The 21,192-nt window shown below is 74.1% G+C and carries 18 protein-coding genes; 9 read left to right on the top strand and 9 right to left on the bottom strand.

The features are described 5' to 3' along the window. Positions 1–7 precede the first annotated feature (7 nt). The 3 genes from IW256_RS27220 (at position 8) to IW256_RS27210 (ending at position 4,970) form a co-directional block, all read left to right on the top strand. Entirely contained in the window at positions 8–1,090 is a 1,083-nt protein-coding gene (locus IW256_RS27220; RefSeq protein ID WP_197013662.1) for a serine hydrolase domain-containing protein, read from the top strand. A 420-nt stretch (positions 1,091–1,510) separates the two neighbouring features. After that, positions 1,511–1,984: a transcriptional regulator NrdR gene (gene nrdR / locus IW256_RS27215; protein WP_197013661.1), complete on the top strand. Its 474-nt coding sequence runs from the start codon at positions 1,511–1,513 to the stop codon at positions 1,982–1,984. 139 nt (positions 1,985–2,123) lie between these two features. Next, positions 2,124–4,970: a vitamin B12-dependent ribonucleotide reductase gene (locus IW256_RS27210; RefSeq protein WP_197013660.1), complete on the top strand. Its 2,847-nt coding sequence runs from the start codon at positions 2,124–2,126 to the stop codon at positions 4,968–4,970. Positions 4,971–5,049: 79 nt separating this feature from the next. Here the strand turns inward: IW256_RS27210 and IW256_RS27205 are convergent, their stop codons facing one another. Further along, positions 5,050–6,006 (bottom strand): AraC family transcriptional regulator, encoded by a 957-nt coding sequence (locus IW256_RS27205; RefSeq protein ID WP_197013659.1) that lies wholly within the window; start codon positions 6,004–6,006, stop codon positions 5,050–5,052. A 78-nt stretch (positions 6,007–6,084) separates the two neighbouring features. Between IW256_RS27205 and IW256_RS27200 the strand changes: the two genes are divergently transcribed. After that, positions 6,085–7,053, top strand: coding sequence for a pirin family protein (locus IW256_RS27200; protein ID WP_197013658.1), 969 nt, complete (start codon positions 6,085–6,087; stop codon positions 7,051–7,053). Positions 7,054–7,089: 36 nt separating this feature from the next. Then, positions 7,090–8,148: a lipoate-protein ligase LplAB gene (locus IW256_RS27195; RefSeq protein ID WP_197013657.1), complete on the top strand. Its 1,059-nt coding sequence runs from the start codon at positions 7,090–7,092 to the stop codon at positions 8,146–8,148. Positions 8,149–8,160: 12 nt separating this feature from the next. Here the strand turns inward: IW256_RS27195 and IW256_RS27190 are convergent, their stop codons facing one another. Next, complete coding sequence (locus IW256_RS27190) at positions 8,161–8,961, bottom strand: DoxX family protein (RefSeq protein WP_197013656.1); 801 nt, start codon at positions 8,959–8,961, stop codon at positions 8,161–8,163. A 188-nt stretch (positions 8,962–9,149) separates the two neighbouring features. Here IW256_RS27190 and IW256_RS27185 point away from each other — a divergent pair, with 188 nt between their 5' ends. After that, entirely contained in the window at positions 9,150–10,604 is a 1,455-nt protein-coding gene (locus tag IW256_RS27185; RefSeq protein ID WP_197013655.1) for a TerD family protein, read from the top strand. A gap of 27 nt (positions 10,605–10,631) precedes the next feature. Here the strand turns inward: IW256_RS27185 and IW256_RS27180 are convergent, their stop codons facing one another. After that, positions 10,632–11,261, bottom strand: coding sequence for an HhH-GDP family DNA glycosylase (locus IW256_RS27180; RefSeq protein WP_197013654.1), 630 nt, complete (start codon positions 11,259–11,261; stop codon positions 10,632–10,634). Between the two features lie 87 nt (positions 11,262–11,348). Beyond that, positions 11,349–12,047: a ribonuclease HII gene (locus IW256_RS27175; RefSeq protein ID WP_307829406.1), complete on the bottom strand. Its 699-nt coding sequence runs from the start codon at positions 12,045–12,047 to the stop codon at positions 11,349–11,351. Between the two features lie 407 nt (positions 12,048–12,454). Here IW256_RS27175 and IW256_RS27170 point away from each other — a divergent pair, with 407 nt between their 5' ends. Next, a complete protein-coding gene (locus IW256_RS27170) occupies positions 12,455–15,115 on the top strand; it encodes an AAA family ATPase (protein WP_231403945.1) in 2,661 nt (886 codons plus the stop codon). Between the two features lie 45 nt (positions 15,116–15,160). On the opposite strand, the gene IW256_RS27165 is transcribed toward IW256_RS27170, so the two are convergent. Next, the gene (locus tag IW256_RS27165) at positions 15,161–16,219 is read right to left on the bottom strand and encodes a CU044_5270 family protein (protein WP_197016590.1); all 1,059 of its coding nucleotides are present in this window, start codon (positions 16,217–16,219) and stop codon (positions 15,161–15,163) included. Between the two features lies 1 nt (position 16,220). Beyond that, entirely contained in the window at positions 16,221–16,829 is a 609-nt protein-coding gene (locus IW256_RS27160; protein WP_197013653.1) for an RNA polymerase sigma factor, read from the bottom strand. Positions 16,830–16,984: 155 nt separating this feature from the next. Between IW256_RS27160 and IW256_RS27155 the strand changes: the two genes are divergently transcribed. Next, entirely contained in the window at positions 16,985–18,076 is a 1,092-nt protein-coding gene (locus IW256_RS27155) for a winged helix DNA-binding domain-containing protein (protein WP_197013652.1), read from the top strand. 39 nt (positions 18,077–18,115) lie between these two features. After that, entirely contained in the window at positions 18,116–18,802 is a 687-nt protein-coding gene (locus IW256_RS27150) for a histidine phosphatase family protein (RefSeq protein WP_307829124.1), read from the top strand. Between the two features lie 31 nt (positions 18,803–18,833). Here IW256_RS27150 and IW256_RS27145 read toward each other — a convergent pair whose 3' ends face one another. The 3 genes from IW256_RS27145 to IW256_RS27135 all read right to left on the bottom strand — a co-directional run bounded on the left by IW256_RS27145 (position 18,834) and on the right by IW256_RS27135 (position 21,173). Beyond that, entirely contained in the window at positions 18,834–19,685 is an 852-nt protein-coding gene (locus IW256_RS27145; RefSeq protein ID WP_197016589.1) for a 5-oxoprolinase subunit C family protein, read from the bottom strand. Between the two features lie 17 nt (positions 19,686–19,702). Then, entirely contained in the window at positions 19,703–20,332 is a 630-nt protein-coding gene (pxpB, locus tag IW256_RS27140; RefSeq protein ID WP_197013650.1) for a 5-oxoprolinase subunit PxpB, read from the bottom strand. An 88-nt stretch (positions 20,333–20,420) separates the two neighbouring features. Then, on the bottom strand, positions 20,421–21,173 hold the full coding sequence (locus IW256_RS27135; RefSeq protein ID WP_197013649.1) for a LamB/YcsF family protein: 753 nt from the start codon (positions 21,171–21,173) through the stop codon (positions 20,421–20,423). Positions 21,174–21,192 lie beyond the last annotated feature (19 nt).

Genomic DNA, 21,192 nt, shown 5'->3' with positions numbered 1-21,192 from the left:
ATCGATCATGTTGCAGCAGCGCATCCAGGAGGCCATCGACCGGATGGTCGGGTCCGGCGCCGAGACGGGCGTCCAGGTCTCGGTGTACCGGCACGGCGAGCCCGTCGCCGACGCCGTCGCCGGTGTCGCCGACCCGGAGACCGGACGGCCGGTCACCCCGGGCACGCCGTTCTACAGCGCGTCCACCGGCAAGGGCGTGACGGCGACCGTGGTGCACGTCCTGGTCGAACGCGGCGCCCTCACCTACGACACGCGGATCGCCGAGCTGTGGCCGGAGTTCGCCGCGCACGGGAAGGAGAAGGCGACCGTACGGCACGCGCTCACCCACACCGTGGGCGTTCCGGGCCTCCCGAGCGGCGTCACGCCCGAGGACCTGTGCGACTGGGACGGCATGTGCGCCAGGATCGCCGACTCCGAGCCGTGGTGGGAGCCGGGCACCAGGACCGGCTACCACGCCCACACGTTCGGGTACATCGTGGGCGAGATCGTCCGCCGCGCCACCGGCGCGCCGATCTCGCGGGTCCTGCGCGAGGAGGTCGCCGGGCCGCTGGGCGTGGCCGACGAGCTGTACTTCGGCGTCCCCCGCGGTGAACTGGGCAGGCTCGCGCGGCTCGAGACGCCCGCGGACGTCGCGGAGACGGCGGCGGCCATGGCCGGGATGTTCGCGAAGGTCGCCCCGCCCGAGGTGCTCCCGAGCGCGGAGTACGCGAACCGTCCCGACATCCTCATGGCCGACATCCCCGCGGGCGGCGTCATGTCCGCCCGCGCGGTCGCCCGTGTGTACGCGGCGCTGCTGGACGAGGTGGACGGCGTGCGGCTGGTCTCGCCGGAGCGCTTCCGCGAGCTGTCGGGCGTCGCCTTCGAGGGCACCGACGACGTCATGGGGTCGCCGGCGACCTGGGCGCTGGGCTACGTGCTGGCGCCGTTCGGCCCCGGCCGGCCCCGGGTCTTCGGCATGCCGGGCGTGGGCGGCAGCGGCGCGTACGCGGACCCGGAGACCGGCACGGTCTTCGCGGTCACCAAGAACCGCTTCAACCCGATGGAGGCGAGCGCGCTGGAGGAGATCGCCGCGATCGTCGCCGAGTCCTGAGCCGTCCCGACGTGGTCTCGGCCACGCGCGAGCGCGTCCCCTGCCGGGTGGGGCGAGGCCGGAGGCGAGCACCACCGGGCAGATCGCGAAGCGATGTCGCGCTCGCCCAGGCCCGGTCAGGCGCGAGCCGCCAGGCGAGCGCCGTAGGCCGGGACTCGGAAACACAGCGGCCGACCCCGCCCCGGGCCCTTGCCCGGGGCGGTTTTCCGTCTCCGGACGGGGGAGCGGCGCGACACGCCGGGAGGGGCGCGTGGGCCCGATGTGACCAGCGTCTTACGAGTGAGACTGGCGATCCAGGTTGCGCAGCACCCGCGATCCTCGTACGGTTGACCACAACATCTAGTAGTTACATGGATGTTAATTAGCCATAAGTTGTGTTCTTGTGGTGACAGGTATTCGGTGTCGAGGGAGGAGGGGAACGTGCACTGCCCGTTCTGCCGCAGCCCCGACACCAAAGTGATCGACAGCCGTTCCACCGATGACGGGGCCGCCATTCGGCGCCGCCGTTCGTGCCAGGAATGCGGCAAGCGATTCACCACACAGGAGAACGTGCTCCTGATGGTGGCCAAGCGCAGCGGGGTCACCGAGCCGTTCTCCCGAGAAAAGATCATCGCCGGGGTGCGCAGGGCCTGCCAGGGCCGCCCGGTGAACGAGGATGCGCTCGCCAAGCTGGGGCAGCGGGTGGAAGAGTCGATCAGGGCGACCGGAGCCGCCGAGATTCCCTCGCACGAGATCGGCCTGGCCATTCTGGGGCCGCTCGGGGAGCTCGACGAGGTGGCCTATCTGCGATTCGCCTCCGTCTACCGGAGTTTCGAGTCGCTGGACGACTTCGCGCGGGAGATCGAATCACTGCGCACGCGAGGTTCTTCGGGGGAACCCGCCCAGCCCCGGTGAGGGCGGCCGAGAGGCACGTCAAAGCAGCACGTCAAGCAGCACACAGAGCAGAGGAAGAGCCCGTGGCCGGGTATGACCAGGTCACCGGGCGGGGTTGTCCTGAACAGGGCCCGGCGGGAGGGCCCGAGAGGGGGAAGGCATGACGGAGACGGTGAGCGGCTCGGCGGCCCGGCGCGGCAAGGGAGGCCGTAAGGGGCTGAAGATCGAGCGGATCTTCACCAGGCCCGGCGTGCATCCGTACGACGAGATCCGCTGGGAGCGCCGGGACGTCGTCATGACCAACTGGCGCGACGGCTCGGTCAACTTCGAGCAGCGCGGGGTCGAGTTCCCCGAGTTCTGGTCGGTGAACGCCGCCAACATCGTGACGTCGAAGTACTTCCGCGGCGCGGTCGGCACGCCCCAGCGCGAGTGGAGCCTCAAGCAGCTGGTCGACCGGGTCGTGCGGATGTACGTCGACACCGGCGTCGCGAACGGCTACTTCGCCTCGGAGCAGGACGCCGAGATCTTCGAGCACGAGCTGAAGTACGCCCTGGTCCACCAGATGTTCAGCTTCAACTCGCCGGTCTGGTTCAACGTCGGCACCAGGTCCCCCCAGCAGGTCTCCGCGTGCTTCATCCTCTCCGTGGACGACACCATGGAGTCGATCCTGGAGTGGTACAAGGAAGAGGGCGTGATCTTCAAGGGCGGTTCGGGGGCCGGTCTCAACCTGTCCCGCATCCGCTCCAGCAAGGAGCTGCTGTCGTCGGGCGGCACGGCCAGCGGGCCGGTGTCGTTCATGCGCGGCGCCGACGCCTCGGCCGGGACGATCAAGTCGGGCGGGGCCACCCGGCGGGCCGCCAAGATGGTCGTGCTGGACGTGGACCACCCGGACGTGGCCGAGTTCATCGAGACCAAGTCGCGCGAGGAGGACAAGATCCGCGCCCTCCGCGACGCCGGGTTCGACATGGACCTGGGCGGCAGGGACATCGCCAGCGTCCAGTACCAGAACGCCAACAACTCGGTCCGGGTGTCCGACGAGTTCATGCGGGCGGTCGAGGCCGGCGGCGAGTTCGGGCTGCGCGCCCGGCTCAGCGGCGAGATCGTGGAGACCGTCCAGGCCAGGGAGCTGTTCCGGCTGATGGCCAAGGCGGCCTGGGAGTGCGCCGACCCGGGCATCCAGTACGACGACACGATCAACGACTGGCACACCAACCCCGAGTCGGGCCGGATCACCGCCAGCAACCCGTGCTCGGAGTACATGTCCCTGGACAACTCCTCCTGCAACCTGGCCAGCATCAACCTGCTGAAGTTCCTGAGCGAGGACGGCACCTTCGACGTCCGGTCGTTCGTCCGGATGACCGAGATCATCATCACCGCGATGGACATCTCGATCACCTTCGCCGACTTCCCGACCGACAAGATCGCCGAGACCACCCGCGACTACCGGCAGCTCGGCATCGGGTACGCCAACCTGGGCGCGCTGCTGATGGCGACCGGCCACGCCTACGACTCCGAGGGCGGGCGCTCGCTGGCCGCGGCGATCACCTCGCTGATGACCGGTGTCGCCTACCGCCGGTCGGCCGAGCTGGCCGGGGTGGTCGGCCCGTACGAGGGGTACGCCCGCAACGCCGAGGCGCACAAGCGGGTCATGCGCAAGCACTCCGCGGCCAACGACGAGATCCGCACCCTCGACGAGATGGACAAGGCGATCCACACCGCCGCGACCAAGCAGTGGCAGGACTGCCTCAAGACCGGTGAGCGGCACGGCTACCGCAACGCCCAGGCGTCGCTGCTCGCGCCGACCGGGACCATCGGCCTGATGATGGACTGCGACACCACCGGCATCGAGCCCGACCTGGCGCTGATGAAGTTCAAGAAGCTGGTCGGCGGCGGCTCCATGCAGATCGTCAACCACACCGTGCCCCGCGCCCTGCGGAAGCTGGGCTACCAGCAGGAGCAGATCGAGGCGATCGTCGAGTACATCGGCGAGCACGGCCACGTGGTGGACGCCCCGGGCCTGCGTCCCGAGCACTACGAGGTGTTCGACTGCGCGATGGGGGAGCGGGCGATCAGCCCGATGGGCCACGTCCGGATGATGGCCGCGACCCAGCCGTTCCTGTCCGGAGCGATCTCCAAGACCGTGAACATGCCCGAGCAGGCCACCATCGAGGACATCGAGAAGGTGTACTTCGAGGGCTGGAAGCTCGGCCTCAAGGCCCTGGCGATCTACCGCGACAACTGCAAGGTCGGCCAGCCGCTGTCGGTGGCGAAGAGGACCGAGGAGCCCAAGGCCGAGGCGGCCCCCGCCGAGGCGGCGGCACCGGCCCGGCCGGTCCGCAAGCGGCTGCCCAAGCAGCGCCCGGCGACCGTCACCCGCTTCTCGGTGGCGGGCGCCGAGGGGTACATGACCGCCTCCTCCTACCCCGACGACGGGGTGGGCGAGGTCTTCCTCAAGCTCGGCAAGCAGGGCTCCACGCTGGCCGGTGTGATGGACGCCTTCTCCATGGCGATCTCCATCAGCCTCCAGTACGGGGTGCCGCTGGAGACGTGGGTGGAGAAGTTCACCAACATGCGGTTCGAGCCCGCGGGGATGACCGACGACCCGGACATCCGGATGGCGACCTCGGTGATGGACTACATCTTCCGCCGTCTCGCGCTCGACCACCTGTCGTACGAGGCGCGGGCCGAGCTGGGCATCCTCACCGCCAAGGAGCGGGCGCTGCAGGCCGACGGGAAGGACCCGGCGAGCCTGCACGAGGAGGACCACATCGACCGGGAGAGCCTGGCCCAGACCGCGGAGATCGCGCGTCCGGCCGTGGCGGCCCCGCAGCGGCCCGCCGCCGAGGCGCCCGCCCCGCCGCAGGCGCACTCCTCGATGGAGGTCATCGAGAGCCGCCAGGGCCGTACGGCGGACGCCCCGCTCTGCCTGACCTGCGGGACGAAGATGCGTCCCGCCGGCAGCTGCTACGTCTGCGAGGGCTGCGGCTCCACCAGCGGCTGCAGCTGACGGGGCGCGGGTAACGCCGCGACGAGGTGAGAACGGGGAGCCGGTGGTCGCCGGCTCCCCGTTCCGCGTTCCGCGGTGGTCAGCGGACGCCGGCGGGCTCGCGGCCGAGGAGGGCGCCGGGGTCCTCGCCCGTGGCGGCGGCCCTGCGGTGCGCGGTGGGGCTCACGCCCCGGACCCGCTTGAACGCCGCGCTGAAACCGAACGCGTCCGCGTAGCCGACGCGGCGGGCCACCGCGGCGACCGTCGCGCTGGACCCGGCCAGCAGGTCGGCGGCCAGGGCCATCCGCAGGTCCGTCAGGTAGGCCAGCGGCGGCTCGCCCACCACCTCGGTGAACCGCTTGGCCAGGGTGGTACGGGACACCCTGGCCTCGCCGGCCAGGGACGCGAGCGTCCACGGCCGCTCCGGGGCCTCGTGGACGGCGTGCAGGACCGGGCCCACCACGTCGTCGGTCAGCGCCCGGTACCACGCGGGGGAGCCGGCCTCGGGCCGGTCGAACCATTCGCGCAGCGTGCACACCAGGAGCCAGTCCAGCAGCCGGTCCAGCACGATCTGGCGGCCGGGACGGCACGCGGTCAGCTGCGCCTCCAGGTAGTCGCGCATCGAGGTGCAGTCCTGGTCGTCGTCCACCACGACCAGGGGCGGCAGCACGCGCAGCAGGCGCCGCGGCACCTCGTCCCGCACGTGGTAGGCCCCGGCCAGCAGGACCGTGCGGCCGTCCTGGTCCGCGCCGGGCGGCGGTTCCGGGTCCGGGCGGTCGCAGCGGACGTCCCGGGGGATCTGGGGCCGGGAGGCCGAGGGCGGCTCGGCGGAGAAGACGAACGGCTCGGGTCCGCGCACGATCGCCGTCTCGCCCGGCCGGACCGGGCGCGGCGCCTCGCCCTCACGGGTCACCCAGCCCCCGCCGCGCATCGGCACGCACAGCGTCAGCGACGCGCCGTCGGTGAACCGCAGCGCCCGCGGCGGTGCGAGCACCGACCGGCCGAAGGCGGCGCCCTCGGCGCGCACGGTCCGCAGCAGATGGTCGAACGGGTCCATGGCGTCACGATAGGCGCCACCACGAACGCGTGATCGCTCCGGGCGCGACGTAGGGTCGTGCTGGAGAGGGGTGGCAGGGTGAGTGATCTTCAGTTGCGGCCGGCGCCGGTGGTGTGCGGGGGCCGCGAGGACGTGGCGGGCGGGCCGGTGCGCGAACTGCTGGCGCCGCGCCGCGTGCCGCTGGGCGAGAGCACGGTCGTACGCCGGCTGCTGCCCAGCCTCGGCCGGCGGATGGTGGGGGCGTGGTGCTTCGTCGACCACTACGGGCCGGACGACGTCACCGACGCCCCCGGGATGCAGGTGCCGCCGCACCCGCACATCGGCCTCCAGACGGTGAGCTGGCTGCACGCCGGCGAGGTGCTCCACCGCGACAGCGTCGGGAGCCTGCAGACCGTACGGCCGAAGGAGCTGGGCCTGATGACCGCGGGGCGGGCGATCGCCCACGCGGAGGTGTCGCCGCGCGGGCACGGGCCGATCCTGCACGGCGCGCAGCTGTGGGTGGCGCTGCCCGACGCGCACCGGCACACCGATCCGGCGTTCGAGCACCACACCGTCCTGCCCAGGGTCACCGCCGGGAACGGGATGGAGGCCACCGTCATCCTCGGGGAGCTGGACGGCGCCGCCTCGCCCGGCACCGCCTACACCCCGATCTTCGGCGCCGATCTCGCGCTGGCGGACGGCGCCGAGGTGCGGCTGCCGGTCGAGCCCGACTTCGAGTACGCGGCGCTGACCATGTCGGGGGTCACCGAGGTCGACGGCGTGCGCGTGGAGCCGGGCTCGATGCTCTACCTGGGCTGCGGGCGCCGCGAGCTGCCGCTGCGCGCCGACGGTGACAGCGGGCTGGTGCTGCTGGGCGGCGAGCCGTTCGAGGAGAAGCTGGTCATGTGGTGGAACTTCGTCGGCCGGAGCGGCGAGGAGATCGCCCAGGCCCGCGAGGACTGGATGACCGGCGACCGCTTCGGCACCGTGCACGGGTACGACGGCGACCCCCTGCCCGCCCCGGCGCTGCCCGCGACGCCGTTGAAGCCGCGCGGCCGTACCCGCTGAGCGTTCCGGAATCGGGGGGCCGGGCGGGCGGTTGGGATGAACGTGATGCACGGTGAGTACAAGATGCCCGGCGGCAAGCTCGTGGTCGCCGATCTCGACGTCGACGGCGGGCTCCTGAGGTCCCCGCGGATCAGCGGGGACTTCTTCCTGGAGCCGGACGAGGCGCTGGAGGCGATCAACGCGGCGCTGGACGGGCTGCCCGCCGCGCTGGAGGCGCGCGACATCGCCGCCCGCGTCGAACGGGGGCTGCCGCCGTCCACGGTGATGCTGGGCGTGTCCGCGGAGGCGGTCGCGATCGCGGTGCGCCGGGCCGTGACCCGCGCCTCCGGCTGGCGGGACCACGAGTGGCGGCTGGTGCGCGAGGGGCCGCAGGATCCGGCCCTGCACATGGCGCTCGACCAGGTCCTCGCCGAGGAGGTCGGGGCCGGGCGGCGCCCGCCGACGCTGCGCGTCTGGGAATGGGCCTCACCCGCCGTGATCATCGGGAGCTTCCAGTCGCTGCGCAACGAGGTGGACGCCGAGGGCGCGGCCCGGCACGGGGTGCGGGTGGTGCGCCGGATCAGCGGCGGCGGGGCGATGTTCGTGGAGCCCGGCAACACCATCACCTACTCGCTGTACGCGCCCGAGTCGCTGGTGGCGGGGATGTCCTTCGCCGAGAGCTACGCGTTCCTGGACGACTGGGTGCTGGGCGCGCTGGGCGAACTGGGGATCACGACCTGGTACCAGCCGCTGAACGACATCGCCTCCGACCAGGGCAAGATCGGCGGCGCGGCGCAGAAGCGGCTGGCCGCGGGCGCGGTCCTGCACCACGTGACCATGGCCTACGACATCGACGCCGGGAAGATGCTCCAGGTGCTGCGGATCGGCCGGGAGAAGCTGTCCGGCAAGGGCATCGCCAGCGCGAACAAGCGGGTGGACCCGCTGCGGCGGCAGACCGGGCTGTCCCGCGAGGAGATCATCGAGCGCATGATCGGGCACTTCCGCGGCCGGTACGGGCTGGTCCCCGGCCGGATCGAGGACGGCGAGCTGCGCGCGGCCGAGAAGCTGGCGGCGGAGAAGTTCGAGACCGCGGAGTGGACCGCCCGCGTCCCCTGACGGCGCACCCGCTCAGGACGGGGTGTCCTCGCCGCCGGTGGCCTTCTTGATCGGCTGGGTGTCGGAGGAACGGCGCCGGCGCGGCTTGCGGCGTCCGGCCACGAGGGTGTCGTCGCCGGTCCCCTCGACGATGTCGGTGGCGAGGCGCGGCCGGTCCTCCTCCGGGGACTGCGAGGGCGGCGCGGCCTTGGTCGCGGCGGGCGCGGGGCGCTTCGCCGGGCGCCGGGCCGCGGGCACCTCGCCCGATGCCTCCGCGTCCTTGGGCGCGGGCGGCTTCCGCGCGGGGGTCTTCCGCGCGGGCTGCTCCTCCCCGGCGCCCCGGAGCGCCTCGACGAACCCGCTCCCGTCGTCGTCCTCGTCCTCGTCGCGCCGTGCCCGGCGGCCACCGCCCGGACGGCCCCCCATCAGCCGGTGGTCGAGGGAGAGGCGGCCACCGCCGCCGGCCGCGAAGAGCAGCCCTGCCAGCCCGAGGACCAGGACCAGCTCGTAGCCGTTGGCGGCCCTCGGCCCGTCCACCAGGAACAGGCCCTCGCCCATGTGCACGAACACGAACGCGCCGGCCATGTCCACGAACAGCAGGACCCCGACGACCGGCAGGCCCAGCCCGGCGATCAGCGCGGCCCCGCCCAGCAGCTCGACGAACGCGGCGTAGACGGCCGAGCCGGTCGGGAACGGGACCCCCAGCCGGTCGAAGGACCGCCCGGTCGCGGTGATGCCGGCCTCGATCTTCTGCCAGCCGTGCGCCATGAAGACCACGCCCACGCCGAGGCGGGCGAGGAGGGCCACGACGTCGTACACCGGCCGAGTGCGCATGGCGTCGGCTCCTTCCGCGTGCGTACGGCCCCCGGTTTCGGAGCGTCGAGTATGACGCGCGGGGGAGGATCGCGCGAGCGTTCCAGGTGGGCGGGGGCGAACGGACCCGCCGCACGCGTCCGCTCCGGTCGCCCGGAAGGGGCCGCTGCCCGTAGGTTGGGGGCGTCGGACGACGAGGAGGAGCGTTCATGTCCATGCAGAAGGGTGCCAACACACCGGTCCCTGTTCCGTCGGTCAAGATCGAACTAGGCTGGCAGGGCGGCCCGGGGGTGCCCGACGCCGACGCCTCCGCGCTGCTGCTCACGGGAACGGGCAGGGTCCGCTCCGACGACGACTTCGTCTTCTACAACCAGCCGTCGCACGCCTCGGGCGCCGTACGGCACGAGGGCAAGCAGCAGGGCGCGACGGTCCGCGACGTGCTGGCCGTCGACCTGGGCCGGGTCCAGCCGGACATCGAGCGGATCGTGATCGCGGCGTCCGCGGACGGCGGTACGTTCGGCCGGTTCCAGGGCCTGTACGTGCGGGTGCTCGACGCGGCGACCGGTTCCGAGGTGGCCCGTTTCGACAATCCCGGCGCCACGACCGAGACGGCGTTCGTGCTCGGGGAGCTGTACCGGCGGCAGGGCTCCTGGAAGTTCCGGGCGGTCGGGCAGGGATACGACTCGGGCCTGGGCGGGCTGGCCGGCGACTTCGGCATCTCGGTGGACGAGCCGTCCCCGGCCCCGGCGCAGGCCCCGGCCCCCGCTCCCGCCGCGCCGCCCGTGCCGCCGCCTCCGCCCGCTCCGCAGCACCAGTACGCCCCGCCCGGGCAGGCGCCGATGCCCCCGCCCCCGCCTCCGGCGCAGCCGCCCGTCCCGCCGCCCCCGGGCCAGTACGCGCCGCCTCCCGGCCAGTACCCGCCCCCGCCGGCCCAGTACCCGCCGCCTCCCGGGCAGTACGCGCCGCCGCCCGCGCCCGGTCACGCCCCGCCCCCGCCTCCGCCCGGGGCGCCCGCTCCACAGCAGGGGGCCGGCGGGAAGATCTCGCTGACCAAGAACGCGCCCTCGGTGTCGCTGACCAAGCACGGCGCCACGTCCGGCAACATGCGCGTCAACCTCAACTGGAGCGCGCGGGAGGGCGCGGCCAAGGGCTTCCTCGGCAAGCTGCGCCGCGGCGTGGACCTCGACCTCGACCTGTGCTGCCTGTGGGAGCTGCGGGACGGCCGCAAGGGCATCATCCACGCCCTCGGCGACTTCGGCGCGCTGGACCGCCCGCCCTACATCCTGCTGGACCGCGACGACCGTTCCGGGTCGGTCGCGACCGGGGAGAACCTGACGATCAACCTGGACCACACCGCCGACTTCAAGCGGATCCTGGTCTTCGCCGAGATCTACGACGGCGCCGAGGACTTCCGCGGCCTGGACGCGATCGCCACCCTCTACCCGCTGGGCGCCCCGCCGATCGAGATGAGCATGGACGGCTGCGTGGACGCCTCCCGCGACGCCGTGCTGGCGCTGATCGAGAACGTCGGCGGCGAGCTGGTGGTGCGCCGCGAGGGACGGTTCGTGCTGCCGCCGCCCGGCCGCCCGCGCTGGGGGAAGATGTCGGTCGACCAGGCGTACGGCTGGAACCTGGAGTGGGTCGCCGCCCGCGGCAAGGACTGACCGGGCGGGGGCGGCGCGCCGGCTCGGTCAGGACGTGACCGAGCCGGCCAGCTTCTTGTCCCGGGCCGCCCGGACGAGCGCGGCGGCGAAGCGGCCCAGGTCCTTGTCGGGGACCTCGTCGGCGAGGCGCTTGGGGGCGGTGGGCAGGCCCAGCCGGTCCGCGCCCTTGCGGGCCTGGGCGTCGAAGTAGGGGCGGAGCCAGGGCCAGACCGACTGCGCCTCCCTGCAGAAGATGTCCACGCCCGTGGGCCCGATGCCCTTGAACTCCCGGAGCAGTTCCGCGGCGCGTCCGGGGTCGCGTCCGGCCTCGATCGGCAGCCTGCGCAGGTCGCCGCCGTACTTGTCCTGGACCGCCTCGGCCATCTCGCCCAGCCGGGTCGCGGTGCTCTCGTCGTAGCGGACGTAGTGGCCGCGGCCGAGCGCGTCGACCCGTTCCTGCCAGCTCAGCCTGGCCATGCCGCGCGGGGTTCCGCCCCCGGCCCCGAACAGCTCCCGGGCCGCCGACAGGGCGATCTCCGCCGAGATGCGCGCGCTCATCAGGTTGGTGAGGACCAGCAGCTTGAACAGGGCGCCCGGCTGGTCCTTCAGGGTGATCCCGGCTTCCTCCGCGTAGGTCCGGCCCGCTTCACGCATCAGCTTCTTCACGATGGCATCCATGGAACGCACCTCCGTTTCCGGCGGCGTACCCAGGGGCGCGGGGATGACTCCCGCGCCCCGGCACTTCGCGGGCCTTTCATGGGCACGTCAGAGGAGGCTGAGCTGCCCTTCGCCCGCCAGGGGGTCGCGGTGCCTCTTCAGGTGGCGCCAGCGGGGGAGATCGTCGAGGTAGGACCAGGAGAGCCGGTGGTGCGGCGTCGGACCGTGCTCCTCCAGGAACCGCTGGTGCGCGGGGGACGGGTACCCGGCGCTGTCGGCGAAGCCGTACCCGGGGAACTCGGCGTCCAGCCCGGCCATCAGGCGGTCCCGGTACACCTTGGCCAGGACGGACGCGGCGGCGACCGTCACCGAGCGCTGGTCGGCCTTCACCTCGCAGCGGACCCGCCACGGGCCGCGCAGGAAGTCGTGCCCGCCGTCCAGGATCACCACGTCCGGCGGCTCCGGCAGCGCCTCCAGCGCCCGCACGGCGGCGCGGCGCAGCGCCTCGGTCATGCCCGCCTCGTCGATCTCACCGGGCGACGCGGCGCCGATGGCGTGCCCGGCCAGCCAGCCGGGGAGCGCCGCGGCGAACCCGTCCCGGTGGGCCTGGGTGAGCAGCTTGGAGTCGGTGAGGGCGACGGTGCGCCCGCCGCGTCCGGGCAGTTCGGGCGGCGGGCTCAGGTCGGTGACGGCGGCGCACACCACGACCGGTCCCGCCCACGCCCCGCGCCCGACCTCGTCCACCCCCGCGATGCGCGGGGGCCGGTCGAGGCGGGCGGCCAGGAACGCGCGCAGCTCCTCCTCGATCGCGTACCCGGCCGCGGCCCGACCCGGTCCGCTGCCCGGCCCGGCGGAGGGTCCGGTGCCGGGGGAGAGACCGGCGCCGGTCTCCGCGCCGGGCTCCAGGCCGGGCAGCGCCTCCGCCGCCCCTGCGGGGTGAACCGGCTCGGGGTGAACGGTCTCGGTGCGCGGTCGCCGGGGCCCGTCCGGGGCGTTCGGGACGTTCTCGTGGCTCAAGGGGTCTCCGTGGTCGGCGTGGCGGACGGGTCGATCGTAGAGCCGCCGCCCGCGGCCGGGTGGCCGCCCGGCCGTACGGTCCCCGGGTGACATCCCTCTGGCCCGGGGTGAAGGTCATGCTCTCTGACTTGGGATGAGTCAACGAACACGCCCCGGGGAGTCCCGTTATGGCGGGCACTGCGCTTTACTCGCCTTGTATGGCTGTGTTCAGGAGATCCCGTTCCCGCCCGGCGGTGGGCACCGCGGCGCGGGATCTTTTCGAGCGCCTGAGGTGGCGCTACTTCCAGATCCAGCCCGGGCTGCGCTTCCTCGGCGGGCTGCTGGTGATCGCGCTGGTGGTCTCGGCCGCGGTGCTGCTCGCGGCCCCGGTGGCCGGGCCGGCCGTGTTCACGGTGATCCTGCTGGTCGTCGGTCATCTGATCCTGCGGTCGCCGGCGGGCATGGCCGTGGTGTCGGTGCTCGCCTGCTGGCTGGTGGTGTCGGTCCCGCTGGGGCGCCTGTACCCGGGCCATCCAGGGCACCTCTACCTGAACGAGACGCTGCTGCTCGCCCTGCTGGCCCTGCCGGTCGCGTTCGTCGCCCTGCGGCTGCGCGGGTACGCGCCGTGGCGCACGGCCCTGCTGGCATTGGGCGCGGCGGGCCTGGTCACCGCGGCCCTGGTCCATCCCCTGCCCGGCCTGCACGTGGCGCCCGCCTGGGCGGCGGCGCTGGCGGTCCTGGCCTACCGCTGGGACCAGGCCCGGCGTGCCGTGCCCGCGGAGGCGTACGACACCGGCTGGGTCCAGGAACAGTCCGGGACGGGCGCCGACGCCATGACCGTCCCCGGTAAACGCCCCCCGCGCGGTGGGTCCGGCAGCGGATCCGGCGGTGGGTCCGGCGCGTCCGGTGGCGGGTCCGGCGGGTCCGGGTCAGGGGCGGGAACGGGAGGAGGCGGGTCCGGCAAGGGGCCGTCTCCCGACCGCCCGCGCCGTCCCTCCGGTGCGGACGCCGCGGCGGCGGCCGGGGTCCCGGCGGCCACGCAGGCCGCCTACCAGCGGCGCGTCGCGGCCGAGACCGGCGACGCCGAGGCCGCGCCCGCGCCCGGGAACGGCCGGGGCGGCGGCGCCGGGGACGGGGAGCCCCCCGAGATCTCCGTCGCCGAGGCCCTGGCCGAACTGGAGGGCATGATCGGCCTGGAGCCCGTGAAGCGGCAGGTCAGGTCCATCGCCGCCTCGATCGAGGCGGCGCACCTGCGGGCCGCGGCCGGGGTGCCGACCGAGAAGCCGATGCGGCACTTCGTGTTCGTGGGGCCCTCGGGCACCGGCAAGACCACGGTGGCCCGGGTCCTGGCCAAGATCTTCTACGCGTTCGGGCTGCTGCCCACCCCGGAGGTGGTGGAGGCGCACCGGGCCGACCTGGTCGGCGAGTTCCTCGGCGCCACCGCGCTCAAGACCAACCGGCTGATCGATTCGGCGCTGGGCGGGGTGCTGTTCGTCGACGAGGCGTACGCGCTGGTCAACGCGGCCGAGGGCCAGCCGGACCGGTTCGGCGACGAGGCCGTGCAGACGCTGCTCAAGCGGGCCGAGGACGACCGCGACAACCTGGTGGTCATCCTGGCCGGGTACGAGGCGCAGATGGCCGAGTTCCTGGCCTCCAACCCCGGCCTGGCCTCCCGTTTCGGCACCCGGGTCCACTTCCCCTCGTACCGGCCCGGGGAGCTGCTGAGCATCGCCGAGTACCACACGGTCCTGCGCGACGACCGGCTCGACGAGGAGGCCCGGCGCCGGCTCGCCGCCCGCTTCGAGGAGGTCGAGCGGCGCGGCATCGTCGACGAGCTGGGCAACGGCCGGTTCGTGCGCACGCTGACCGAGGCGGCGGGCCGCGCCCGGGACGTGCGGGTGGTCGGCGCGGCGGCGGCGGGCGGCGGGCGGCGGCCCACCGCCGACGATCTGGTCACGCTGCGGGCCGAGGACGTGGAGGCCGCCTACGCCGAGGTCACCGAGCGGTACCGCGGCTACGCCGAGACGCCGACGCTGGAGGAGGCGCTGGGCTCGCTGGACGCGATGATCGGGCTGGCGCCGGTGAAGCGGCAGGTCCGCGAGATCGCCGCCCAGCTCCAGGTGGCCCGGATGCGCCAGGAGCAGGGCCTGGTCACCCGTCCCCCGACCCGGCACTTCGTGTTCACCGGGCCGCCCGGCACCGGCAAGACCACGGTGGCGCGGGTGCTGGGCCAGGTCTTCGCCGCGCTCGGGCTGCTGGCCCGGCCCTCGGTGGTCGAGTGCCAGCGCGCCGACCTCGTCGGCGAGCACCTGGGCGCCACCGCGCTCAAGACCAACAAGGTGATCGATTCGGCGCTGGGCGGGGTGCTGTTCGTGGACGAGGCGTACGCGCTGGCCAACCCGGGGTACGGCGGCGGCGACGCGTTCGGTGCCGAGGCGGTGCAGACGCTGCTCAAGCGGGCCGAGGACGACCGGGACAGGCTGGTGGTCGTGCTCGCCGGATACGTGGGCGACATGGACCGGTTCCTGGCGTCGAACCCGGGTCTGTCCTCCCGCTTCGACGTCCGGGTGGAGTTCCCCTCCTACGGCCCCGACGAACTGCTGCGGATCGCCCAGCTGATCGCCGAGGAGAGCGGCGACCGCTGGGACGAGGGCGCCCTGGACGACCTGGCGCTGGTCTTCCAGCGGGCGTGCGGCCGGGGCCTGATCGACGAGCTGGGCAACGGCCGGTTCGCCCGGTCGGTGTACGAGAAGGCGTGCGCCTCCCGCGCCCTGCGGGCCGCGCGGCTCGGCTCGGCGGCGACCACGGCCGACCTGACCGTGCTCACCGCCGACGACGTCCACGCGGCCCATGCGGAGCTGACCCACCGCCTCGGCTGACGTCGGGGATCAGCCGGGGGCGGGGATCAGCGGGGGTGGCGGGGATCAGCCGGGGCCGCGCCGTGCGACCGGGGACGGGGCGGTGTCGGCGACCTCGACCTTCAGCAGGGCCGACGAGGCGACCACGCTGCCGACCGGGGCCTTGGCCTTGGCGGCGTCGGTGACCGTGGTGCGCATCCCCAGGTACTGGTAGGTCTCGCGGTCGAAGATGTACTCCTCCCGGAACCCCAGGCTGGGGTTGGTCCTGGCCGCCGCGACGCCGGTGCGGCCGTAGGCGTCCCGCGCCGTCCCGACCGTCGTCGCACCGGGAATGGCGGCGGCGGCCCGGAACAGTGCGGCCCGCTGCGCGGCCGGGAGGTAAGCCTCACGGAGCATGCCGGAGACGCGGTTCCACGCTTCGGCGTCGGCGGCGGGCCCGTGTCCGAGTTGCGTGTAGAGGTGCTCGTACATCCCGGCGGGGGTCGTCGGCAGTGTGCTCAGGTACGCGTAGTCGGTGCGCAGGAACGGGGCGCGCTGGTCGAAGTCGGCGAGCCTCTCGGGCTTGCCCTGCCCCGGCTCCTTGGCCTGCTCCCTCGCCTCCGGGGGGATCGGCCACCCCGGGTAGGGCCGGGGCTCCAGGGACCTGCCGATGATGACACCGTCGACCGAGGTGCCCTTCACGGGATACCAGACCTTGCGGTGCGTGCGGGAGAGGTAACGCGCGTGCCCGGCGGCGCTGTTGTACTCGACTTGGTTCATGCTCCTCGACTCGAACACGAGGTACTGGCCGACGCGGGGACGCAGCTCGCGGCTCCGCCCGGCGTTGTCGGCCGCCTTGGTGAGCACCCGTTCGGCCGCGACCGGCATGACGTGGACGACCCGGCCGTCCCGGCCGTCCCCGTCCTCGCCGGAGCCGTTCACGGTCACCAGGACCCCGGCGCCGGCCGCCGCGACCATCCCACCCGCGACCAGCAGGCGCGGCGCGGACCACCGCCTCCACGGCCGGGCGGCCGGAGCGGCGGCCGGAGAGGCGGCGAAGGCGGCCCGCAGCCGTTCCTCCTCGGCCCGCAGCCCGGAGGGCTCCGGGCGGGGCACCTCGGAACGCAGGCCCGCCAGCTCCTTCATCTCATCCACGAATCGACTCCTCACTCTTCGAAACGGCGGGGGCGACCTCGCCGAGGCTCTTGCGCAGTCCCTTGCGCGCCCGGTTGACGCGTGAGCGCACCGTGCCGACCCGTACGTCCAGCGCCTGCGCGGTCTCGGCATAGGTCAGGCCGCCCCACGCCACCAGCAGCAGCGCGTCGCGGTGGCCGGTGGGCAGGGCGGCCAGCGAGGCCGCCAGGCTCCGCCGGAGCGCGCCCGCGCTGACCCGCTCGTCGCTGCGTTCGGTGAAGGACTCGGTGACGGGGTCGGCGCCGGTGCGCTGCAGCACCCGCAGTTGCCGCACCTCGTCCCGTACGTGGCGCCCGACGAGGTTGGTCGCGATCCCGTACAGCCAGGGACGCGCGTGGGCACGCCGCAGGTCGTAGCGGTCCCGTTGCCGGAACGCCGCCAGGAACGTCTCGGCGACCACGTCCTCGGCCGCGTCAGGGCCCAGCCGCCGGACGACGTAGCGCTTGATGTCGGGCGCGTGCCGGCGGAAGATCTCCGCGAACGCCTCGGGGTCGCGCCGGGACCGTTCTATGACGGAGGCGTCGTCGGCCTCCTCCGGGCCGTTCCGGCTCGTCTCGCTCATGCTGTGGCCTCTCGGCTGTCGGTCAGGACACCCCTTGTTGCCGCTCCGGGCGCCGGTGGTTCCCGGGAGCCGCCGTGGTCTCGGGGGGTTCGCGGCGGCGCGGACGGGGTCCCGTGCCGGGAGAAGTGTCGGCGGGATGTGGTGGGATCGGCGACATGAAGACGGTGACCTGGTCGCAGGCGCTCGCGTGGCGGATGCGGCGCCAGTACCTCGACCCGGTGGGCGGGGTGTCGGCGCCGGACGTCGTACGGCGCCTCGCGGGCGTGCAGGCGCAGGTCGCGTCGGCGGCCGAGCTGGCGGTGGCGGTCCGCCGCCCGCCCGGGGCCGGCGCGGGCGAGGTGGGCCGCGGCCTGTGGGAGGACCGCTCGCTGGTCAAGACGTGGGCGATGCGCGGCACCCTGCACGTCCTGCCCGCCGCCGAGGCGCCCGCCTACCTGGCGCTGTGCGCCACCGTCCGCACCTGGGAGAAGCCCAGCTGGCAGCGCGCGTTCGGCGCCACGCCCGCCGACCTGGAGGCGATCGCCTCGGCCGCCGCGTCCGCGCTTGCCGGCGGGGCGGAGCTGACCAGGGAGGAGCTGACCGCCGCGATCGTCGCGGAGACCGGCTCCGGGCACCTGGCCGAGGTGCTCGGATCCGGCTGGGGGACGCTGCTCAAACCGCTGGCCTGGTGGGGCATGCTCTGCCACGGCCCCTCGCGGGGCAACCTGGTGACGTTCGCCGCTCCCGAGCACGCGGTGCCCGGCTGGAGCGGGCCGCCCTCGGTGGAGGACGCCGCCCGCACCGTCATCACCGCCTTCCTGGGCGCCCACGGCCCCGCCACCGCCGAGGCGTTCGACGCTTGGACGATGCGCGGCACCAGCCGGAAGAAGGACGTCCGGAGCTGGTTCGCCGCCGCGGAGGATCTCCTGGCGGAGGTCGAGGTCGAGGGCGTCGCGATGTACGTTCTGCGGGAGCATCTCGACGAGCTGCTGGACACCGCGCCCACCCGCGCGGTGCGGATGCTCGGCGGCTTCGACCAGTACGTACTGGGCGCCGGGACGAAGGCCGCCTACCTGATCCCGCCCGGTCACCGCGCCAAGGTGAGCCGCGCCGCGGGCTGGATCTCGCCCGTCGTCCTGTACGAGGGGCGCGTCGCCGGTGTCTGGGAGGCCGGAGACGGCGGCGTCACCGTGACCCCCTTCGAGGACATCCCGGCCGCCGCGCTCGACGAGGAGATCGCCCGCCTGCGCGACCTCCTGGCCACCTGATCCCGGGGGCCGCGGGAGGCGCCCGTTAGGGTGCGGAGCGTGGCAGAGCAGACCGAGTACCGGCAGACCCCGTACCTGCCCCCCGCGGGCGCGGCCGAGCTGCTGCTGGTCCGGCACGGGGCCTCCCAGGCCGCCCGCGCCGACAGGCCCTTCCCCCTGGTCGGCGGCCAGGGGGACCCCGACCTCGCGTCCGAGGGCCGCGAGCAGGCCGAGCGGGTGGCCGAACGGCTCGGCAGGGAGCGCATCGACGCGATCTACGCGACCACGCTGCGCCGTACGGCCCTGACCGCCGAGCCTCTCGCGCGGAGGCTCGGGCTCGACATCCGGGTGGAGGAGGGCCTGCGCGAGGTCCATCTGGGCGAGTGGGAGGGCGGCCTCCTCCGCCGGATGGTGGCCGAGAACCACCCGCTGGCCCAGCGGCTGTGGACCGAGGAACGCTGGGACGTCATCCCCGGCGCCGAGGAGCACGAGGCGTTCCGGGAACGTGTCCGCGCGAGCATCGACCGGCTGGCCCGGAACCACGCCGGCGGGCGGGTGGCGGTGTTCACGCACGGCGGGGTGATCGGCCAGGCGCTCGCCCTCGCCGCCGGGTCGCGGCCGTTCGCGTTCGTGGGCGCCGACAACTGCTCGATCTCCCGGGTGGTCGTCCTGGACGGCCGGTGGTCGGTCCGCGGCTTCAACGACATCGCCCACCTGCCGCACGGCGCCCCCGCCCCCCTGACCTGACCCCGGCACGGACCAGGGCTCGGGGACACCGCTAGACGCGGAAACGGATCCGCTGGCCGGGCCGGAGCTGCGCCGCCGCGGGGAGGTCGGCCGAGGCGACCACGGCGATCACCGGGTAGCCGCCGGTCGTCGGATGGTCGGTGAGGAAGAGGATCGGCAGGCCGCTGGGCGGCACCTGGAGCGCCCCGGTGACCATGCCCTCGCTGCTCGTCTCGCCCTCGCGGGCACGGGCGAGCACGGGCCCGTCCAGGCGGACCCCGACCCGGTTGCTCTCCGAGGTCACCTCGTACGGGCGCGTGGTGAGCGTGGCCAGGGCCCCGGCGGTGAACCAGTCGTCCCGAGGGCCGGGGAGGACGCGCAGGACGGGCACCTCGCGCAGCGCCGGGGAAGGGGCGACGTCCACGTGGATGTGGTCGAGCTCGGCGGACGGGCCCACCGGGAGCCGGTCGCCGGGCGCGAGCGGCGCGGGCCCCAGCCCGGACAGGAGATCGGTGGACCGGCTGCCCAGCGTCGCCTCCACCGCCAGGCCGCCCCGTACGGCGAGGTAGCTCCGCAGCCCGCGGGCGGGCAGGCCGAGTTCCACGACGGCACCGGCCGGGACGTGGCACGGGGCGTTCATCCCGCAGGGGCGCCCGTCGACGTGCACGGGCAGCGGCGCCCCCGCGACCGCGATCCAGGCGCGGTGCGGGAACCGCAGGGCCCCGCCGCCGAGCGTGAACTCGAAGGCGGCGGCGTCCTCGGCGTTGCCCACCAGGCGGTTGGCCAGGCGCATGGAGGGCCGGTCGGCGGCGCCCGACCCGGGCACGCCCAGGTGCGCGAACCCGGGACGCCCGAGGTCCTGCACCGTCGCCAGCGGGCCGGGCCGGACGACCTCCACCACCATGGGGCCCTCGCGCCGCGTCACCGCGCGTCCTTCACGACGAAGCGCACCCGCGTCCCCGGCCGGAGCAGCGACGGCGGCTCGCGCGTGACGTCCCACAGGGGCAGGTCCGTCCGGCCGAGGAGGCGCCAGCCGCCCGGGGACCGCGACGGGTAGACGGCGCTGTAGGGCCCGGCGATCGCGACGGAACCGGTGGGCACGGCCGTGCGGGGCGAGTCCCTGCGCGGGACGTGCAGCCTCGGGTCCAGGCCCGTGAGATAGGCGAAGCCGGGAGAGAACCCGAGGTAGGCGACGGTGTACGGGGCCCCGGAGTGGAGGGCGACGACCTCGTCCCGCGACAGGCCGGTGAGCGCCGCGACCTCGTCGAGATCCGCGCCGTCGTACACGGTGGGGATCTCGACCGGGGCCGCCAGGTCCGCCGCGTGCTCGGGCAGGGCCAGCTCCGGCAGGCGGGCCGCGAGCCGGTCGAGGTCGCAGGCGGCCGGGTCGGCGGTGACCAGGACCGTCCGCTCCCCGGGGACGACGTCCACCACCCCCGGGATTCCGGCCGCCCGGATCGCCGCGTCCAGCCGGTGCGAGACCGCGGCCTCGCCGGTCTCCACCAGCAGCGCCGCGTCCCCGGCCCTGCGGACCGGCCCGACCTCGCTCATGCCCCGCCTCTCCTCACGCCCCGCTTCTCCTCACGCCGCCCGCGCCTCGCACTGGCACGTGCCTCTCTCCGGCCCGTTACGGCCCCGCTCAGGCGAAGGGCTCCGTCTTCACCCCGGCCTCGTGCAGGGCCGAACGCACCGCCCTGGCGAGCTCCACGGCGCCCGCGGTGTCGCCGTGGACGCAGAGGGAACGGGCGTTGAGGGCGATCTCGCTGCCGTCCACCGCGACGACGGTCCCCTCCACCGCCATCCGCACGGCGCGTTCGACGACGGTCTCCGGGTCGTGCACGACCGCGCCCGGCTCGCGGCGTGGCACCAGCGCGCCGGCGGGCGTGTAGGCGCGGTCGGCGAAGCATTCGGCGACGATGGTGAGGCCGTCGGCCACCTCGTACACCGCCGAACCGGGAAGGGTGAGGAGCGGCAGGGCGGGATCGTAGGCGTGCACCGCCTCGGTGACCGCGCGGGCCTGCACCCGGTCGCGGGCGATCCGGTTGTAGAGCGCACCGTGCGGCTTGACGTAGGCGACCCGGCCGCCCTCCGCGCGGGCGATGCCGTCGAGCGCGGCGAGCTGGTAGAGGACCTCGGCGGTCAGCTCGGGCGCGGCGACGTCCATCTCCCGGCGGCCGAATCCGGCCAGGTCCCGGTAGGACACCTGCGCGCCGATCGTCACCCCGCGGGCCACCGCGCCCGCGCAGACCTGCCGCATGATGAGCGGGTCACCGGCATGGAACCCGCAGGCCACGTTGGCGCTGGTGACCACGTCGAGCAGCGCCGGGTCGTCGCCCAGCGTCCAGATGCCGAAGCCCTCGCCCAGATCGGCGTTGATGTCGATGACCGCCATGGCCCAGATGTATCACCGT

The sequence above is a fragment of the Actinomadura viridis genome, assembly GCF_015751755.1.
Lineage (GTDB): Bacteria > Actinomycetota > Actinomycetes > Streptosporangiales > Streptosporangiaceae > Spirillospora > Spirillospora viridis.
This window is presented reverse-complemented; position numbering and strand designations above follow the sequence as displayed.

What these genes read in the sequence shown, in the direction of transcription:
- IW256_RS27220 (WP_197013662.1), top strand. Translation starts at nt 8, where the DNA reads ATGTTGCAGCAGCGCATCCAGGAGGCCATCGACCGGATGGTCGGGTCC.
- IW256_RS27210 (WP_197013660.1), top strand. Translation starts at nt 2,124, where the DNA reads ATGACGGAGACGGTGAGCGGCTCGGCGGCCCGGCGCGGCAAGGGAGGC.
- IW256_RS27205 (WP_197013659.1), bottom strand. Translation starts at nt 6,006, where the DNA reads ATGGACCCGTTCGACCATCTGCTGCGGACCGTGCGCGCCGAGGGCGCC.
- IW256_RS27195 (WP_197013657.1), top strand. Translation starts at nt 7,090, where the DNA reads ATGAACGTGATGCACGGTGAGTACAAGATGCCCGGCGGCAAGCTCGTG.
- IW256_RS27190 (WP_197013656.1), bottom strand. Translation starts at nt 8,961, where the DNA reads ATGCGCACTCGGCCGGTGTACGACGTCGTGGCCCTCCTCGCCCGCCTC.
- IW256_RS27185 (WP_197013655.1), top strand. Translation starts at nt 9,150, where the DNA reads ATGTCCATGCAGAAGGGTGCCAACACACCGGTCCCTGTTCCGTCGGTC.
- IW256_RS27180 (WP_197013654.1), bottom strand. Translation starts at nt 11,261, where the DNA reads ATGGATGCCATCGTGAAGAAGCTGATGCGTGAAGCGGGCCGGACCTAC.
- IW256_RS27170 (WP_231403945.1), top strand. Translation starts at nt 12,455, where the DNA reads ATGGCTGTGTTCAGGAGATCCCGTTCCCGCCCGGCGGTGGGCACCGCG.
- IW256_RS27165 (WP_197016590.1), bottom strand. Translation starts at nt 16,219, where the DNA reads ATGAAGGAGCTGGCGGGCCTGCGTTCCGAGGTGCCCCGCCCGGAGCCC.
- IW256_RS27160 (WP_197013653.1), bottom strand. Translation starts at nt 16,829, where the DNA reads ATGAGCGAGACGAGCCGGAACGGCCCGGAGGAGGCCGACGACGCCTCC.
- IW256_RS27155 (WP_197013652.1), top strand. Translation starts at nt 16,985, where the DNA reads ATGAAGACGGTGACCTGGTCGCAGGCGCTCGCGTGGCGGATGCGGCGC.
- IW256_RS27145 (WP_197016589.1), bottom strand. Translation starts at nt 19,685, where the DNA reads ATGGTGGTGGAGGTCGTCCGGCCCGGCCCGCTGGCGACGGTGCAGGAC.
- pxpB (WP_197013650.1), bottom strand. Translation starts at nt 20,332, where the DNA reads ATGAGCGAGGTCGGGCCGGTCCGCAGGGCCGGGGACGCGGCGCTGCTG.
- IW256_RS27135 (WP_197013649.1), bottom strand. Translation starts at nt 21,173, where the DNA reads ATGGCGGTCATCGACATCAACGCCGATCTGGGCGAGGGCTTCGGCATC.